Here is a 17,122-nt window from a genome sequence, read left to right as displayed (position 1 = left end):
TGCTGCCTCAGCTCCCAGTGCCGCGAAACACCTCAGATTTGAAAGTTTGCCAAAGGATCCGAAAATCCAGAAAAAGAGACCAGCTCTCAGCATAGGCGAGATCGTATTCTATACGCGCCTTGGCGAATTTTGCGTCCGTCGTGCTGCCCCTTAATCGATTGATTTGAGCCAAGCCGGTAATTCCGGGGCGCATGCGATGACGCTTGAAGTAATGAGGAACAAGCTCCTCATAGAGTAGACCGCCCGCACGCATTCCAGGAACATGCGGACGAGGACCAACAAGAGACATGTCGCCGAACAGAACGTTGAAGAGTTGCGGCAACTCATCGATATTGGTGCGGCGAAGAATTTTTCCGACACTTGTGACGCGCGGATCGTCAGCTTTGGTTTGCCTGACGCCTGTGGCATCCCCCAAATCAATTCGCATGCTACGGAATTTGTAGATACCGAAAAGCTCGTTGTTCAAACCGTAGCGAGATTGCTTGAACAAGATCGGTCCGCGCGATGTCAGTTTGATTGCCACCGCCGCTCCAAGAAGGATCGGCGACGCCACAACGATGAGTGTTGACGCGGCGAAAACATCGACCGCGCGCTTAATTGCAAGTTGAATTGCAAGAGTGTTGGCGCTCGGCGATGACGCAAGTTCAGCACCGGAAAAAGACAAAGACTGAGGACGATTGAGAAAGGTCATCGATACCGTCTCCGCACACTGACTGGTTCGATTGGACTGCGCACTAACGGCAATCCAGATGAGTGAAAGGCAAGTGAGTTGCCGATCGAGAGGCAACCTCTCCACTGATCATGAGGCACAATTATGGTGCAACGCACGCAATGTTACTCTCATGAAAATACTATGTAATGCGACGTTTTGTTCGCTTCCGCGAACGCGCTCGATGCGTTGTCTACTTATCTCCATCCGCTAACGTCATTGCTCGAGACGTGTAAAAGTCGGACGCGAACTGATGCATCGCATTAACGTTCCATCTCACGGCCAGCTACCTTTATCCGCATGGCGCGCTGCCATCAGGTGGCGCCGTGGAACAATCATTACGTGGACACTCTTAGGCTTCGCTGCAGGAGCTTTGGCGCTTGGCACCGAGCAACGCCGCCACGTCGTGACAGGCGAGGTCTTGCTGCCGTCGTTGAACGCAAGCGTCACAGCATCGGATGCCGAGGCGCGGGAAAGTTTCGTCGCGGCTCAGATCGAGACAATCAAGAGCGATCACATTATTTCCGAAACTCTCGACAAGCTCGCGTTTTGGGGTGAAGCGAACGGTCCGGCGTTTTCCGAGCCGGCTCTTTTGACAACATCCCTCGCGAGCAATGAGCCGCAACAAATGTCATCTGTTGCGGAGACGGATGCCGAAAGACTCAAGACGATCGGAAAGATCAAGGACCTTCTAACCGTATCTCCTGTGGCATTGGGATCCGCGATCAGAATCACGCTTGCGTCGCGCGATCCATATAACGCCGCGAAGCTCGTAAATGCCGTGCTTGATGCTTACATTGAGGATTACAAAAAAACGATCGGAAATGGGCCCAAACAAGCGGTGCAGGAGTTACAGCAACGCCTCGATACGTTGCAAGAACGTGCGGCTACCGCAGAGGAACAGGCACAGGCAGGACCCAGCAGACCCGTCGAACGCAAAAAGCTCGAAGCTTTAGCAAGCACCTATCGCTCGCTACATCAGCAGACACTTAGTGAGTACGCCAACGCGCTTAACGCCGAGCCACAGGCTGCGACGGGACCAAGAATTCTGACGCGGGCGAGCGCTTCACGCGCTTCTCCCACTTTCAGTACGGCGATACTTGCCGCAGCACTTTTGGGTGGCGGCCTCATTGGCCTCGCATTTGCTGCCCGTCGCGAGTTCGTTCTTCGTCCTGTTCGCACTCCAGAAAATTTGGAGCTCAGCCTGGGATTACCTGTACTTGGCGTTGTCTCGCTTGTGCCTGGCCGCAAACTGTATCCAAAGAACGGCGCTGAACCGCCACTTCTTTTGCATGACGACAAGGACGGATTGCGCGGCATTCTTCTACGCCTGCGAGAAAACCTCAATAACGGCACATGTGTTGTCGGCGTCGCCTCAACGCGCAACGGCGAGGGAAAATCAACGCTCGCGTTCAACCTCGCGGTGCTCGGTGTTGAAGGCGGCGCACGCGTTCTCTTAATGGACGGCAACCTTCATCGACCGGCACTTGCGCGCGGACTGACTGGTACGGCGGCAACAGAATTGCTGAGCGCATTGAAGAACCCTACAGATCTCGTCGACAATGTCACGACGACGGAATTCGGCTTTGATTTTCTGGGCGAACGCAGCATTTCCGATGACGTGCGGCCCGCTGTGCTGATGGCATCACCTGAGCTGGACAGGCTGATCACCAGCGCGCGCGGCAGCTATGATCTCATAATCTGTGATCTGCCCGAGCTTACAAACCACGCGGATGCCGAAGCCGTCGCGACTTCACTCGATGTCTGCGTAATCGTCGCGGAGTGGGGATCCACATCGACCTTCACACTCATGCGGGCACTTAAAACGTCGCCTGCGGTTGGCGTCCGTGCAGCAGGTGTCATCATCAACAAGGCTCCGTTGGAGGTTTTGCGGTCAGCTTGAGATCGTCTCGTTGGCTCTAGGAGGTTGTTCATGCGTGTATTGCATGTTGTTCGCCAGTTTCATCCGGCCGTGGGCGGCCTCGAAAATATGGTGCTGTCGTTAGCACGCGCCCAACTGAGAGCTGGGCTGCAAGCAGAGGTGCTCACTCTCAACCGCCGCTTTCAAGATCTCGACACAGTGCTTCCTTCACGCGATTGCGTTGAAGATATTCCTGTTAGGCGCATTCCCTTTCGCGGTTCACGGCGCTACCCAGTTGCTCCGCAGGTTTTGTCACACATTGAAGATTTCGACTTGATTCACGTCCACGGTGTCGACTTCTTTGCGGATTTTCTATCAGCCACCGCGCCATGGCACAGAAAACCAATGGTATTGACGACCCACGGCGGCTTCTTCCATACGACGTTTGCGCAACGCCTGAAGCGCTTCTATTTCAGGACCATCACAAAGTCCTCGGTCCGCAATTACCGTCGCGTCATCGCCTGCAGCGAGAACGACGCTCAGACCTTCAGCACAATCGCGGGCGAACGTGTTGTAGCGATCGAAAATGGCGTCGACATCCACAAATTCAGAGATGCCTCAAGTCGAGAATACCAACCGAAGATCGCATATTTCGGTAGATTCGCGGCCCACAAAGGTATTCTGAACCTCATCAACGCATTCGACCTCGTTCGCCATGCGATCCCGGACGCCCGTCTCGTATTGATCGGAAACGATAGCGACGGAATGCTACGCATTATAGAGGCGGCCTGCGCCGACGGCTTGCGCGACGGCAGCATCAAAATTCTGACCGATCGAAATGACGGAGAGATTGCCGATGAACTTTCTACCTGCAGCTTCTTCGCGTCGGCGTCCCAGTATGAAGGATTTGGGCTGACGCTCGTCGAAGCCATGTCTGCCGGGCTCATACCGATTGCAAATGAAATTCCAAGCTTCGAAGCGATCCTGCGACGCGTCGGCATCGGGCTTCTCACGAATTTCGACGAGCCAGAAGTAGCAGCCGACCACCTTCTCAGATTCATGCTGGCATCTTCCGAGCGCTACACCGAATTGCGATCTGCAGCTATAGCGGCAGCAAAGCCTTACGATTGGACACAGGTCGAGCAATTATATCGCAACGAATATGAGCGGATCCTCGGCCACAAGACACGCACGCTGCTAGGCGTTGAAATCAGCGTGATGTCGCGCAATGATGCCGTCGATGCGTTGGATCAGGCCGTCGCCCAGAATTTTCAACAGCGCATAGCATTCGCCAATGCTCACACGCTTCGCCTAGCAGCACGAAATCCCGATTTACGTAAGGCGCTACGGCGCTTTCTTGTTCTCAACGATGGCTTCGGTGTTGATATCGCCAGCCGCATGAAGTTCGGCAGACGATTTCCCGCCAATCTGAACGGAACTGACTTTGTCCCGCACTATCTGAGCAATACCCGGCATAGATTGCGCATTTTCCTGCTGGGCGCGCGACCGGAAATTGTCCGCTCCACCGCCGCCCGGTTTGCCGCTTTATATCCGCGCCACTCGATCGTCGGAGCCCGCGATGGATATCTGTCGCAAGAGACAGACATCCAACTTGTACGCCACGAGATAAAGACCTCCAAAGCCGACATACTTCTCGTCGCCATGGGAAATCCACTTCAAGAAATCTGGATAGACAAGCACTGTCATGATCTGCCGGTGCCACTTCAGATCGGCGTCGGCGCCCTTTTTGACTTCGCGTCTGGACGCATCAGAAGGGCACCAGGTTGGATTCGCCGCGCCCGATGCGAGTGGCTGTATCGCTTAGCGCTCGAGCCTCGCCGGCTGTTCTCTCGCTATGTAGTGGGAAATATCGTTTTCTTGCATCTTGCCACTCGCGACCGTCGCACCGGCTTCGCGCCATGAGCGACGTAACCAGCCTATCGAACAGCAATGCGAATTTTCGTTCATCCGGCCTGACAAACAGCTGGCTGCTGGACGTTGCCCCATCCGCCATCGTAATCGCAGCCATCATGTTCAACGCTGGGCTGGCCGTCGTGAATGCCAACGTGATGGCGCTCACGCCATCCCTCGTCATGCTCGTCGAGGGGATGCTGACTGCGACTGCGCTCGCGGTTGCACTGCTTCGATGGCGGCCTGAGATGGCGCCTATCGTTGTCGTAATGAGTCTCATTTTCCTGTTCGGTGTTATTCGCGCTATCGCCACCGGAGAGATGCAACCCAAATACATCCGCGACGTGATGATCATCCCCGTGTTTCTGCTCCTGGGAATGGCATCGTCAGAACGCTATCTGGTGCGCACTGTGCTGTTCGTCCAAACAGTTGTACTTGCGATTTTTCTGCTCGAGTCATTTTTGCCGGACATTCACTCGGCAATTTTCAAAATTCAGGAATACTACATAAACACCCGCGGAACCCGCGCCGATCAGTTCTACAATTCGAACTCCGATCTCTTCGTCAGCGCCACGCGTCCGAACGCGCGCTATTTTCCATGGGTCAACGAACTGCGGATGTCATCGATATTTCTCGAGCCGGTATCGTTGGGAAATTATTGCAGTATCATCGTTGCGTTTACGACCTCATGCTTTCGCCGCATTGGCTTGCCTGCCACAATCTATCTCGCAGTCACGACCGTCCTATTGCTTATGGGCTGCGACGGCCGGCTCGCTGTACTCGCCTCAGTTATTATTTTGGCAGCAGCGTTTGTGACGCCGTACCTGCCTCCGTACTCCGCGATCATCTACCTTCCGCTGGCAGGGCTTACGTTATTTTCTGCCGCGGGTCTCTTCGGACTAAAATCTGGAGAGGACGATTTCGCAGGGCGACTGGCCGGAACGGTCGAAATCATTCATCGCTTCGAACTTCCGGACCTGCTTGGAATCTCCGAACAATTCGTCAACTCCACGGTTGATAGCGGCCTTGCCTATCTTATTGTGACGCAATCTCTCCCCGGCCTCATCCTGCTTTGGACTTTCATCGCGTGGCACGTCTCCGAAAAGACGACGGAGCAGGTTCGCTTTACGCACGCGCTCTGTATCTACCTCACCCTGTCCATGTTGGTCAGCTATTCGCTTCTGACAATTAAAACCGCCGCGCTCCTGTGGTTCATCCAAGGTGCGCTCCAGGCGGGGGGCGACGCGGAAAGAAATCAAGTTCCCGCGTTAAAAGGAGCATAAGATGGTTCTCAAACCAACGCGCCGGACTGTGATTGCCACGGGCGCCGCTGCGATCGCCGCGCAGGCTTTGAACGCACCGGCGCTGTCGGAAAATTCTCCTGCCTACTGCGCGGGCGTCAATATCGCCGGCGGTGAATTCGGAAAGCTACCGGGAAAATATGGTACCGACTATTCGTATCCTTCGAAGGAGAGCTTCACCTATTTCGCCGCGCGGAATTTCAATCTCGTGCGCCTGCCTTTTCGGTGGGAACGCCTGCAGCCGGCACTCAACTCGGATTTAGATCGGCAAGAGTTGGAACGCCTGAAGGCGTCCGTCGACGCCGCGAGAGCTACCGGCCTCAAAGTTGTTCTCGACACTCATAATTATGCGCAGCGCCGCCTTAAGACCGACGGCTGGAAGGAAGCACACGTCATCGGATCGGAAGCTGTGAGCGCCGCAGCTTTCGCCGACTTTTGCGGGCGGCTCGCTGCCGCGTTCAGAGATGACAACTCGATCATCTTTGGATTGATGAACGAGCCAACTGGAATTGTCGCGTATAATTGGCTGCCGATTGCCAATGTTGCGCTCGCTGCCATACGAGCGAGCCAAGCAAAGCAACTCGTCTTTGTTCCGGGCGTGAACTACACCGGAGCCCATTCTTGGTTTTCTTCTGGAAATGACCTGATGGCGGAGGTCGTCGATCCGGAAAGAAACTTCGTGCTTGAGGTCCATCAGTACCTTGATCAGGACTCCTCGGGAAAGACCGGGGATGTCGTGGGACCCGATGTGGGATCGGACCGATTGCACAAGTTCCAGACTTGGGCCCGCGCAAACGAAATTAGAGCATTTCTTGGAGAGTTTGGTGCCGGTCGTGACCCGCAATCGTTGGCCGCTTTGAAAAACATCTGTGTCACCATGCGCGACAACCGTGATGTTTGGATGGGTTGGGCCGCGTGGGCCGGCGGCGACTGGTGGCCCGACGACTATCCTTTGAATCTTTCGCCAGCAAAGGACGGGTCTCAACGACCTCAGTTGGAAATTTTGTCAGCACAGGCCGCCCAATTTATTCACCGCGATCCGACGGAGCAGCGTCAGAACTGATGTCACTCACAATGTCATCGCCAGTGTTGCGTCTTAGCGTGTTTGCGATGCGCATATCCGGCATTGCGAGCAAGTTCCTTCTCGGCCTGTTCATCGCGAAACTCATGTCGCTGACCGATCTCGGTATATATGGTCTGCTTCAGGGGCAAGTCGCAATTTTGCCGATCGTTCTTCGCCTCGGTTTAAATCGCCAAGTGGCGCGCGAGTTGACAGACGTCAGCCACACCGAACAGTCGCTGCTCATTTCGGGATACTTTTCGCCGTACGTCATCTTGTACGCTCTTGCGCTTATGATCGCCGCCGCACTTGCGATGGCGGACGTGATCCCCTGGCTCGCTGTTATTGTTGTTGGCCTCGTTGCGGGCGAACACTTGGTTATGGACGGCTATGACTTTTTGATTCAGCTCCGGCGCCCATTTGCGGCAAATGTGGTGCTGAGCGTCCTTTCGACATCGTGGCCAATCGCATTCATAGTTGCTGCATACTTCGAGCCCGCCTGGCGCACGATATATGCGCTGTCGGCATTCTGGCTGGGCGGCAGCGTAGCCGCGATGATTCTGATCACAGTGTTTCTTCGATCCCATCTCTCGGCATTTCACCTTCCCTCTATTGAGCGGGTTCGCCGATCCATTCGCGCATCCGCACTTCTTTATGGAAATAGTCTGGCATCGACAGCCACAATCTATCTCGACCGCTATCTCGTTGGCGCGTTCCTGTCACTCGAACTTGCTGGCGTGTACTTCTTTTTCTGGCAAGTCGGAACGGCCATATATAATCTCGTGAATTCTGGGCTTATGTCATTTGCACGGCCTCACCTCGTGTCTGCTTTTCAGGCTGGAGACGATGATGCATTTCGAGATCTCGACATTCAGACCACGCGGAGCGCCCTTATGGAGGCGACGCTCCTCGGATTGGCTGCTGCATGCGTGGTCTGGTTCATCGTGCCTTATCTAGACCGCCCCCTTCTTATCAAATACCAAGCCTTGCTTTGGCTCTTGCTCGCCGCGACGCTCGCACGGATCATCGCCGAGATGGGGGCATTGCGTCTCTACTGCAGGAGCCGCGATCCGTTGCTCATGAAAAGCACTTTGCTTTCCGCCTTGCTCACTGCCGTGTTCCTGCCCACAGGCATCTGGACCGGCGGCGTTTACGGATGCGCCCTCGCGTTGGCACTGATGTACGTTTTGGTTGCTGTCTACCGCGCACACGATCCTTACCAAGTACGCACGCCATCCCCCCAGTCATAGGAGTTTAATATGCAGAATGGTCTGAGAACGACGCTTTCGCACCTAGCGTGGAAGCTCGCGCCGGTACACATGCACGATCGATATTTGGCTCATGATAAATTTGCTGAGAGAGAAGAGGACATCATCGGCGACATCGTCGATCCTAATCGTGGGAGCATAGATGTTGGCGCAAACCTTGGCCGCTATACGATCCTGCTTTCGAAACATACTGAGTTTGTCATCGCATTCGAGCCGCATCACGAAGTGGCGCGGCTGTTGAAAGAACTTGTTCGCCGCAAGGGCATCGATAACGTGACAATTGTCGAGAAAGCCGCATCTTCGGCCGCCGATCAAACGCGCCCTTTCTTTCTTCCCTCCGAAGGAACAGGGCACTCAACCCTCGAGCAAACTGCTCAAAACGGTTCAACAGACGTCACCGAAGTTACGACCGCCACGCTCGACCAACTGGCAGGCCATGATGTCGGCTTCGTAAAGATAGACGTCGAAGGCCATGAATACGACGTTCTTTGCGGTGCAAAGCAATTCATCGAGGCGAACTCACCCACGTTCCTAATCGAGATCGAGACGCTCGTCGCTCCTGGCCAAATTGCCCTCATCCGCGAGTTCTTCGAAGAGCGCAATTACGCTGGCTACTATATTTACAAAAATACGCTTCATCCGATTGACGTGTTCGAGGACCGGCTGCAGGACCGCAAAGCTCTCGACTGGTCACGTTCCCGGCGGGACATGGACTTCGTCAATAATTTCCTTTTCGCCCCAAGAGGACCAGCTTCTGAGCAATTGGCTGAACGCATCGCGACTGGGCTAACCAGGTGAATTAGTTGAAAGCTATCCTGCACTCTAATGTGGACACGGCTCGCCGGAGAGAAGGAATTATTTGATGAGCACCATTTATCCAGTGATCTTGTCGGGTGGTTCGGGGACGCGGCTTTGGCCGCTGTCGCGCTCGATGTATCCGAAGCAATTCATTCGCTTCTTTAATGGTCAGAACACGTCGTTTCTGGGTTCGGCATTGGCGCGCTTGCCGCAGAAGGCCGGCTTCGAGGCACCGATCCTGCTGTGCAATAACGATCATCGTTTTCTCGTGCGCGAGGAAGTCGACCGCGCCGGCATCGAGCCCAAGGCCATCATTCTTGAACCGATCGCGCGCAATACGGCGCCCGCGATTGCAGTTGCGGCGCTGATCGCGCTGCGTGACGATCCAAATGCGATCCTCGCCGTCATGCCGTCCGATCACGTCATCGGCGACGAGGCGCTCTTTGCGGAGAATATCCGGCGGGCCGCCGCCGTGGCCGAGACGGGTAAGCTCGTTCTCTTCGGCATCACGCCGACCGAGCCCCACACTGGCTATGGCTACATCAAGCGCGGCGCGGCGCTGTCAGGATTTGACGGCGACGCCTTCGAGGTTGCGAGCTTTGCCGAAAAGCCCGACCGCGCCACCGCCGAAGATTATCTGGCGGACGGCTCGTACTTCTGGAACAGCGGCATCTTCGCGCTCAATGCCAAGACGTTCCTCGCCGAGATCGAACGCTACGAACCGGGCATTCTGGACTCCGCGCGCGCGGCACTTGCGGGCGCCAGCGAAGACCTCGGTTTCCTCCGGCTGGATAAGCCGAGCTTTGCGGCGTCGCCGAACATCTCGATCGACTACGCGGTGATGGAGAAGACGAACAAGGCCGCGATCCTGCCGATGGATGTCGGCTGGAACGACGTCGGCTCATGGTCGTCGCTGTGGGATATCGCGCCGCGCGATGACAAGGGCAACTTCATCAAGGGCGAAGCCGTGCTGGAAGATACGTCCGGCTGCTATGTCCACTCCGAGAAGTCGATCGTGTCGACGATCGGGCTCAACGATCTCATCATCGTCAACACACCGGATGCGCTGCTCGTTGCCGACAAGACCCGCACGCAGGACGTTTCGAAAGTCGTGCAGCGGCTGAAGCTGTCGAACCGCAAGGAGCAGGAACAACACCTGCGGAACTATCGGCCGTGGGGCTACTTCGAGACGCTGAACATCGGGCCGCGGTTCCAGGTCAAGCTGCTGCACGTCAAGCCCGGCGGCAAGCTGTCGATGCAAATGCATCATCATCGCTCCGAGCATTGGATCGTGGTGCAGGGCACGGCGCAGGTTTCGATCGGCGATAAGGAACAGCTCGTTCGCGAGAACGAGAGCGTCTACATTTTCGCGACGCAGTGGCACCGGCTGCAGAACCCCGGCAAGGTTCCCGTCGAGATCATCGAGGTGCAGATCGGGTCCTACCTCGGCGAGGACGACATTCAGCGCACCGACGACATCTACAATCGCCAGCCCGAAGAGACAAAATAAAGAGGGCGGCCACGGCGGCACGCGCAGCCTGAAAGAAGCAGACTGGCGGCTGCTTCCCAGGTCGGCCGGCTACAACGGAGAGAACCGCAGCCGATCAGCCAGTTCATCTAATGAACACGGACTCGTTCGGCTCTAGCCTGACAAGCCATCAGTAATCCCAGAAGAGCGGTACCCATCGAAAGGCATCACCATCTACCGCCACCCGGCCAACGGACGGAAAGGGAAGATGAGTGGCCACCAGCATTGCGCCGGTCTCTGCCAGCTCCCGCAGAAGACGGATGCGGACGCGGGCTGCTTCCTCTGGGTCGTGCTCGAACCCGTTGTGCCAGTCTGGGTGCTCGAACCCAACCGCGAACATGGCGTCGCCAGCAAACATCAGCCGATCGCCGCCAGATGCCAAGCGAACCACGCTGTGTCCGGGAGTGTGGCCGCCAGTGCGATAAACAATTACTCCCGGCGCCACCTCTTGCTCCTCATCGAACCGCTGTAGCTGACCGCTATACTCTTGCACGAACCGTTGGGCAGCCACCCGAAGTGCGTCCGGAAAACCCGGGGGCATCGCGGTACGAGAGAAATCAGGTGACTCCCAGAACGCAATCTCGGCGGCAGCAACATGAATCCGCAGGTCTGGACGCAGTCGGTCCTTCACTCCGTCCACAAGCAGTCCCCCAACGTGGTCCATGTGCATGTGTGTCAGCACCACATCGGTCACGGTCGAAAGATCAATGCCGGCGGCTTCCAGTCGCTTGATCAGTTGCCCCGCGCGCGGCAGGTGCAAGTCCGGATCGGATCCTAGACCCGCGTCGATGAGGATCGTCCTTCCGCCACTGCGGACCACAACCGCGTTCAGCGCCCAGTCGAAAGCATCTGGCGGCAGAAACATTTCTTTCAGCCAGTCAGCCCTGTCTGCTGCCTCGACGTTGGGTCCCAACATTGCCGTCGGTAGCGGGAGCACCCCGTCGCTGATGACAAGTACATCAATGTCACCGACACGCACAGCATAACGCGAGGGAACAAGCTCTTCGGCAATCCGATTGTCGGATTGCAGTGGATTGTGCAGATTCATTTTAGTCTCCTGAAAGAAATGTGACGTCTTCCGTGAAATGTCGGGCGATGATGAAAGACAAAAGTTCGCTGTTCCCGACATCCGCGTGCGCCGTGTACATGCCGCGCGGTAATTTCTCGTAGATTTGATGCGCGCTTCACCGGAGCAGTTTCGGCGAAGCGGAGCAGGATGACGGCACGTGCAGTCTTTCAATCGCGAGACCTTCAGCGCCGCGCGCTAGAGTTTGCTGATCGCCTGAGAGCCTTTGGCTCCTGAGACGCGTGGCGAACACTTCTCAGTCATCGCCCAGGCGGTGATTGAAAGGCCAAGGATCGCCGGCAGGGTCACCGCAGGAAAGTCCCTAGGAATGACAGAAGCTGAGCAGATGCCAACCGCAACCTCCCAGAAGTGAAAGAGTGCATGCCCGGCGAGCCAGAGTGACGGCGCGGCCCAAAAGACGATCCGGAGATCGGCTCGCGCAACGCCGAGAAGAAACGCGGCGCCGATGAAAACGAAGATCAGTCCGATATCCCGCACGAAGTGCTGGTTGAAGGGCCCGGTTGTCGTAACGCCTGGCACGGCGAAATACCAATTCTCCGGCGCAACAAGCATGAAGATGCCGTTCGCTATCGCGACAACGCCGAGGGCGACAGCAATGGCAAGAGAAATGATTTTCGGCATATCTATTTGATTTCCATTCGTTGAACGAGACGGAGACGACAATGGAGCGATAACGTTCATGCTGCCCGCTGCGCCAACCAATCCGCAAAGCGGACCTGTCCGAGGATCGCGTTGTCGTCGGCCGTCAAGGATTTGTCGTTGAGCTCGGTTCCAAAATAACGAGCATGGACGTCGGCAATCACCCGCCGGCGATCGCCCGTCGCGGAGAGATAGAGACGGCCGATTTCATCGAGTGGGACCTTTTCTGGCCCTGCCACCTCGACGATACCGTTCGCCGGCTTTCCGACAGTAAGATCAGCCAGTGCCCGCGCCACGTCGTCCGAGGCGATGGGTTGCAGAAACGCCGGCGACAAATGAACGTCGTTACCCTTAGTCGCCGATTGGGCGATGGCAGCGACGAATTCGAAGAATTGCGTGGACCGCAATATCGTGAACGGAATTTTGGAGGCCCTGATTAGCGCCTCCTGCGCAACTTTGGCGCGAAGATAACCGCTTTCAGGAAGGCGGTCAGCACCGACGACCGACAACGCCACGTGATGCTCAACTCCGGCCGCAGCCTCCGCGGCCAGAAGATTGCGTCCCGACGTTTCAAAGAATTCAAGAACAGCCTTGTCTTCGAACGACGGCGAATTGGCGACGTCGACGACAACTTGTGCGCCAGACAATGCCCCGGCGAGTCCCTCTCGCGTGATGGTATTAACGCCCGTGTTGGGCGATGCCGCGATGGTTTCGTGTCCTTTCTCCTGAAGATGACGAATAAGTTTCGTCCCGATGAGCCCACTTCCGCCGATGACCACGATTTTCATAAAGGCTCTCCAAATCAAGCGCAGCGCATCCGTCGCTGTCTTTGCGGAGAATGCCGGAACGCGGTCACGACGACTTTGCCGGCACCTTGAAAAAGGCTTGAGTTTCTCTTGAAAATCCGTCCAAGCTCGACTTTGAAGGCAATGCGCCCATTTTCGCAGACCGTGCGTATCAGAGCGTGCGGGAGTTCGCGTTGTGCGGCTTGGATGGAACGCTTACGTGCATTTTCTTTTCAGAGATTGCGTGCTCGATCCGGAGCGGCGGGAATTGAAGCGGGCATCGCAAGCCATTGCCCTCGGCCCGCAAGTCTTCGATCTCCTGCTTTTTCTTCTCCGCAACCGTGATCGCGTCGTGAGCAAGGACGACTTGCTCGATACCGTCTGGGCCGGGCGAATTGTTTCGGAATCGACGCTCACCAGCCATATTAATGCCGTCCGCAGAGCAATCGGCGATACCGGAAGCGCTCAGCAGCTCGTGAAGACGATCCCGCGCAAGGGATTTCGCTTTATCGGCGATGTAAGGGAAGCCAATCCGCCGAACGGCTCTACAGCTCCTTCAGCGGATTTTCCGATCGGCTTTCCGCCCTCCGAACTTTCTAATCTCGGCAAACCTTCGATTGCCGTTTTGCCCTTTCAAAGTCTGTGCGGTGACCCCGAACAAGCGTATTTCGCAGACGGCGTCGTCGAAGAGATCATTACAGCCCTGTCGCGGGTGCGTTGGTTGTTCGTGATCGCTCGCAACTCAAGTTTCATTTATCGAGACTGCGCTTTCGATGTTAAGCAAATCGGGAGAGAACTCGGCGTTGGCTATGTACTTGAAGGCAGCATGCGTAAGGCGGCCGACCGCATTCGGATCACCGGCCAGCTCATAGATGCAACGACCGGATCACAACTCTGGGCAGAGCGTTTTGAAGGAACGCTCGACGATATATTCCAGCTTCAGGATCGTATCGCGGCCGGCGTCGCCGGAGCAATCGGCCCGCACGTCGAACTTGCTGAAATCGAACGCGCGAAACGCAAGCCGACGGCCAGCCTTAATGCCTACGATTTATATTTGCGCGGCCTTGCCCATGTGCACCGCGGAACGCGAGAATCAATTGAACTGGCCCTTCCACTCTTCGGAAAAAGCATTGAACTCGACCCCGATTATGCGGTCGCGCACGCAATGGCAGGTTGGTGCTATTTTTGGCGCAAGATCAATGGATGGTGTGCAGATCGCGATACGGAAATTGCAGAGGGAACACGATTGGCACATAGGGCTGTCGAATTGGGACGCGACGATGCTATCGCTATAACACGCGGCGCCCATGCCTTGGCCCATTTTGCAGGCGATCTGGACGCTGGGATTGCCCTCCTCGACCGCGCGGTATTTCTCAATCCCAATCTTGCCTCGGCTTGGTTTCTCGGCGGCTTCCTGAGAACCTGGCACGGTGAAAGCGAAAGCGCCATCGCGCACTTCGAGCGCGCAATGCGGCTCAGTCCATTGGATCCCGAACTCTATCGTATGCAGGCGGGAATCGGCATGGCGCATCTGTTTGCGGGACATATAGAGGAAGCGTCTCGCTGGGCGGAGTTGTCCTACAGAAACTTGCCGAGTTTTCTCATGGTGATCGGGCTCATCGCAGCAACGCGAGCGCTTTCCGGACGGATCGGCGAAGCCCAACAGGCAATGGCTCAGCTTCGGGAGCTGGATCCATCGCTCCGCATTTCAAATTTGAAGGATTGGTTATCCATTCGCCGCCAGCAAGACGTCGATGTCTTCTCAGAGGGCCTACGCATTGCGGGGCTGCCAGAGGTCTAAATCTCATGGGCCTAGCATCCCACATTGGACAGTAAGATCGGCTCCTACAGTCGCCAAAGACCCAAGCGACTTTGGAACTCTGGTGCAGAAGCGATTGCGCCTATTACGGCTGGCGATGCTCGCAGCTCAGAAACCTGAACTGGAATTGAAAGGACGTCGGTCGTTGACTTTTTTCGCCATTCGGCAAATTCGGCGGACTAGACGGCTTAGACGGCAATCTCGTGATAGACATCGCGATCGCCAAACACGTTACGGTGCCTAGCTGTTTTCGCCGACGACCGTTCTAAGGCTCCCCCAGAAAGAACTACGTGAGGCGCGCGACATCGACTTGTACCGCAGCTGGAAGCGTCAGAACAACGCCAAGGCCGCCCATACCTGATTTCTGCAACTTGATATTGCCGCCATAGAGTTCTGCCAAATCGCGGACGATAGAAAGTCCAAGTCCGGAACCTGCCTCACGGGAATCCCATCGTTCACCGATTTCGAAAACAACCTCAAATGCCTCGGGCGGAAGCCCTTTTCCATCATCTTCCACACACAAGCTATAGCTTTTGTCAGAAGGCCGCCCATGGCAAGAGATGCGAACATGCGAGTTGGCATGTTTGCACGCGTTATCGACGATATTCGCCAACATCTCGTTCAGGTCTTGTGAATCGCAGGCCACCAATAGCCCCTTCGAAACATCGTCTGATATCTCTATGCCGCTCTCCCGGTACAATCGGTCAAGGGCTCGAGAGACTTCTTCTGCAGCCTTGTGAACTTCAGCTACGGTCCCTGGCACCGAACGCAAAGCGACGGCGCGCGTGCGGGCGATCTGATAGTCAATCTGTGTTTGCATCTTGCGGCACTGAGCCAGAACCGTCGCCGACGATTGCGGCAGTCCTTGTTCATCAATGCGATAAGCCTCATCCACCATAACAGCGAGAGGCGTTTTTAATCCGTGCGCCAAGTTACCCGCTTGCGTCCGGGCTCTCTTAATCAACTCTGCCGTTGACACGAGCAACGCATTGAGGTCGTCCACCAGCGGACGAACTTCCGTGGGGTACGTTCCCTCAAGCCTTTTGGCAGCACCGGTTCGCACATTCGCAAGAGCCGTTCGCAATGCATCCAACGGCTTCAGTGCGTACAAGATCAGAAGCGCGGCGCCAAAGATCATCGAAAGTCCAAACACCGCAAGCGACCACGACAGGATGCCGCGAAATCGAGATACGACGTCATCGACGTGTCGCTGATCCGTTCCGACAATAAAGCGTATCGGACGAGCGCCGGGCGATATTGAGACAGCCCTTTCCGCGATGAGGACAGTCCCAGACGGCCCCGCGACTGCACTGGTCCGCATTCCAAGGTCTGTCACATCGTTAGGTGGAATTGAAAGCTGTTTGCCATTGAGAGAGGCAGACCTTGCGAGAACATCACCTGCCTTCGTGATTTCCCAATAGTAACCGGACATCGGGATATCGTAGCGAAGATCGCTTAGGCCACGCATGAGCTGTGGCGACCCGGTGAGTTTAAAGTCCGTCAAATGAACAAGTTCGTCGAGGTGCTCATAGATTTCCAAATAGACCTGATTGGTCACATGGCGTTTGAAGACTCCCGAGAGCACGAAGCCCGCCGCAATCATGCCAATGGCAATCCAAAGCGTCGCAGCAACGATCAGCCGGCGTTTCAAACTGGTCATACCGTTTCAATCCATACGGTAGCCAAGTCCGCGCAACGTCGTAATGACGTTCGGACCGAGCTTCCGCCTCAAGCGGCTGACGTACACCTCGATGGTGTTCGACTCCCGAGTATCGTCCAGAGCATAGAGATGGTCGATGAGCTCGGCCTGCGATACGACGCGGCCGATGCGGTGCATGAAATAAGAGAGCATCTTGAGTTCGCTCGCCGTCAATTCGACAGCTTTACCATCGAGCAGAACACGACTTGAAGCCGTATCGAGCGAGAGGCCGCCATGGACTATGACCGGGCTTGCAATTCCCGAGGCCCGGCGGATCAACGCCTTGAGCCGTGCCGCGACCTCTGGGATGTGGAAGGGCTTCGTGATGTAATCATCCGCCCCTGCGTTAAGACCGTCGACTTTCTCTGCCCATGTCCCACGTGCCGTGAGAATCAAGATAGGCATCTTGCAATCGCTCGCACGCCAGCGCTTGAGAACGTCGAGACCCTGCATCTGCGGAAGGCCGAGATCGAGTATTGCCGCAGCATACTCATCTTCGATCCCCATAGCGTAGCCATCGCTGCCGTTGTCGGCGCGCTCGACGGTAAATCCCGATCGCCCAAGTCCTGTCACGAGGCGGTCGGCGATCTCGTCATCATCTTCGACTAGCAAAATGCGAATGGGCTTCTCCTGCACATTGCAGAAAAATTAGCACAG

14 protein-coding genes are annotated in these 17,122 nt (G+C 56.1%); 8 read left to right on the top strand and 6 right to left on the bottom strand.

Annotated features, from left to right (window positions below):
• Nucleotides 1–7: 7 nt before the first annotated feature.
• A complete protein-coding gene (locus ACLB1Z_RS09940; protein WP_409563158.1) occupies nucleotides 8–691 on the bottom strand; it encodes a sugar transferase in 684 nt (227 codons plus the stop codon).
• Between the two features lie 391 nt (nucleotides 692–1,082).
• On the opposite strand from ACLB1Z_RS09940, the gene ACLB1Z_RS09935 reads away from it, so the two are divergent.
• From ACLB1Z_RS09935 to ACLB1Z_RS09905, 7 genes are all read left to right on the top strand, one after another.
• Entirely contained in the window at nucleotides 1,083–2,612 is a 1,530-nt protein-coding gene (locus tag ACLB1Z_RS09935) for a hypothetical protein (protein ID WP_409563157.1), read from the top strand.
• A 30-nt stretch (nucleotides 2,613–2,642) separates the two neighbouring features.
• Nucleotides 2,643–4,493: a WecB/TagA/CpsF family glycosyltransferase gene (locus ACLB1Z_RS09930; RefSeq protein WP_409563156.1), complete on the top strand. Its 1,851-nt coding sequence runs from the start codon at nucleotides 2,643–2,645 to the stop codon at nucleotides 4,491–4,493.
• A gap of 236 nt (nucleotides 4,494–4,729) precedes the next feature.
• Complete coding sequence (locus tag ACLB1Z_RS09925; RefSeq protein ID WP_409563155.1) at nucleotides 4,730–5,764, top strand: polysaccharide biosynthesis protein GumE; 1,035 nt, start codon at nucleotides 4,730–4,732, stop codon at nucleotides 5,762–5,764.
• Between the two features lie 67 nt (nucleotides 5,765–5,831).
• Nucleotides 5,832–6,845, top strand: coding sequence for a glycoside hydrolase family 5 protein (locus ACLB1Z_RS09920; RefSeq protein WP_409563154.1), 1,014 nt, complete (start codon nucleotides 5,832–5,834; stop codon nucleotides 6,843–6,845).
• Nucleotides 6,845–8,092 (top strand): lipopolysaccharide biosynthesis protein, encoded by a 1,248-nt coding sequence (locus ACLB1Z_RS09915; protein ID WP_409563153.1) that lies wholly within the window; start codon nucleotides 6,845–6,847, stop codon nucleotides 8,090–8,092. Before ACLB1Z_RS09920 ends, ACLB1Z_RS09915 begins: the two co-directional genes overlap by 1 nt.
• Before the next feature lie 9 nt (nucleotides 8,093–8,101).
• On the top strand, nucleotides 8,102–8,908 hold the full coding sequence (locus ACLB1Z_RS09910; protein ID WP_409563152.1) for an FkbM family methyltransferase: 807 nt from the start codon (nucleotides 8,102–8,104) through the stop codon (nucleotides 8,906–8,908).
• Between the two features lie 64 nt (nucleotides 8,909–8,972).
• Complete coding sequence (locus ACLB1Z_RS09905) at nucleotides 8,973–10,418, top strand: mannose-1-phosphate guanylyltransferase/mannose-6-phosphate isomerase (protein WP_409563151.1); 1,446 nt, start codon at nucleotides 8,973–8,975, stop codon at nucleotides 10,416–10,418.
• 148 nt (nucleotides 10,419–10,566) lie between these two features.
• Here ACLB1Z_RS09905 and ACLB1Z_RS09900 read toward each other — a convergent pair whose 3' ends face one another.
• The 3 genes from ACLB1Z_RS09900 to ACLB1Z_RS09890 all read right to left on the bottom strand — a co-directional run bounded on the left by ACLB1Z_RS09900 (nucleotide 10,567) and on the right by ACLB1Z_RS09890 (nucleotide 12,950).
• Nucleotides 10,567–11,484: an MBL fold metallo-hydrolase gene (locus ACLB1Z_RS09900; protein WP_409563150.1), complete on the bottom strand. Its 918-nt coding sequence runs from the start codon at nucleotides 11,482–11,484 to the stop codon at nucleotides 10,567–10,569.
• A gap of 216 nt (nucleotides 11,485–11,700) precedes the next feature.
• Entirely contained in the window at nucleotides 11,701–12,144 is a 444-nt protein-coding gene (locus ACLB1Z_RS09895; protein ID WP_409563149.1) for a hypothetical protein, read from the bottom strand.
• Nucleotides 12,145–12,200: 56 nt separating this feature from the next.
• Nucleotides 12,201–12,950 (bottom strand): SDR family oxidoreductase, encoded by a 750-nt coding sequence (locus tag ACLB1Z_RS09890; RefSeq protein ID WP_409563148.1) that lies wholly within the window; start codon nucleotides 12,948–12,950, stop codon nucleotides 12,201–12,203.
• A 217-nt stretch (nucleotides 12,951–13,167) separates the two neighbouring features.
• Here ACLB1Z_RS09890 and ACLB1Z_RS09885 point away from each other — a divergent pair, with 217 nt between their 5' ends.
• Nucleotides 13,168–14,748 (top strand): winged helix-turn-helix domain-containing tetratricopeptide repeat protein, encoded by a 1,581-nt coding sequence (locus tag ACLB1Z_RS09885; RefSeq protein ID WP_409563147.1) that lies wholly within the window; start codon nucleotides 13,168–13,170, stop codon nucleotides 14,746–14,748.
• Between the two features lie 304 nt (nucleotides 14,749–15,052).
• Here the strand turns inward: ACLB1Z_RS09885 and ACLB1Z_RS09880 are convergent, their stop codons facing one another.
• Together ACLB1Z_RS09880 and ACLB1Z_RS09875 are read right to left on the bottom strand one after the other, a co-directional pair.
• Nucleotides 15,053–16,426, bottom strand: coding sequence for an ATP-binding protein (locus tag ACLB1Z_RS09880; protein ID WP_409563146.1), 1,374 nt, complete (start codon nucleotides 16,424–16,426; stop codon nucleotides 15,053–15,055).
• 6 nt (nucleotides 16,427–16,432) lie between these two features.
• Entirely contained in the window at nucleotides 16,433–17,086 is a 654-nt protein-coding gene (locus ACLB1Z_RS09875) for a response regulator transcription factor (RefSeq protein WP_409563251.1), read from the bottom strand.
• Nucleotides 17,087–17,122: the final 36 nt, after the last annotated feature.

The sequence above is a fragment of the Hyphomicrobium sp. MC8b genome, from assembly GCF_905067615.1.
Classification (GTDB): Bacteria; Pseudomonadota; Alphaproteobacteria; order Rhizobiales; family Hyphomicrobiaceae; genus Hyphomicrobium_B.
The sequence above is the reverse complement of the archived record's forward strand: the minus strand, read 5'-3'. Positions and strand labels throughout refer to the sequence as shown.

Excerpts from the sequence above, each read along its gene's own strand:
- ACLB1Z_RS09880 (WP_409563146.1), bottom strand. The coding sequence starts at position 16,426 with ATGACCAGTTTGAAACGCCGGCTGATCGTTGCTGCGACGCTTTGGATT.
- ACLB1Z_RS09895 (WP_409563149.1), bottom strand. The coding sequence starts at position 12,144 with ATGCCGAAAATCATTTCTCTTGCCATTGCTGTCGCCCTCGGCGTTGTC.
- ACLB1Z_RS09890 (WP_409563148.1), bottom strand. The coding sequence starts at position 12,950 with ATGAAAATCGTGGTCATCGGCGGAAGTGGGCTCATCGGGACGAAACTT.
- ACLB1Z_RS09915 (WP_409563153.1), top strand. The coding sequence starts at position 6,845 with ATGTCACTCACAATGTCATCGCCAGTGTTGCGTCTTAGCGTGTTTGCG.
- ACLB1Z_RS09910 (WP_409563152.1), top strand. The coding sequence starts at position 8,102 with ATGCAGAATGGTCTGAGAACGACGCTTTCGCACCTAGCGTGGAAGCTC.
- ACLB1Z_RS09930 (WP_409563156.1), top strand. The coding sequence starts at position 2,643 with ATGCGTGTATTGCATGTTGTTCGCCAGTTTCATCCGGCCGTGGGCGGC.
- ACLB1Z_RS09900 (WP_409563150.1), bottom strand. The coding sequence starts at position 11,484 with ATGAATCTGCACAATCCACTGCAATCCGACAATCGGATTGCCGAAGAG.
- ACLB1Z_RS09925 (WP_409563155.1), top strand. The coding sequence starts at position 4,730 with ATGGCGCCTATCGTTGTCGTAATGAGTCTCATTTTCCTGTTCGGTGTT.
- ACLB1Z_RS09905 (WP_409563151.1), top strand. The coding sequence starts at position 8,973 with ATGAGCACCATTTATCCAGTGATCTTGTCGGGTGGTTCGGGGACGCGG.
- ACLB1Z_RS09940 (WP_409563158.1), bottom strand. The coding sequence starts at position 691 with ATGACCTTTCTCAATCGTCCTCAGTCTTTGTCTTTTTCCGGTGCTGAA.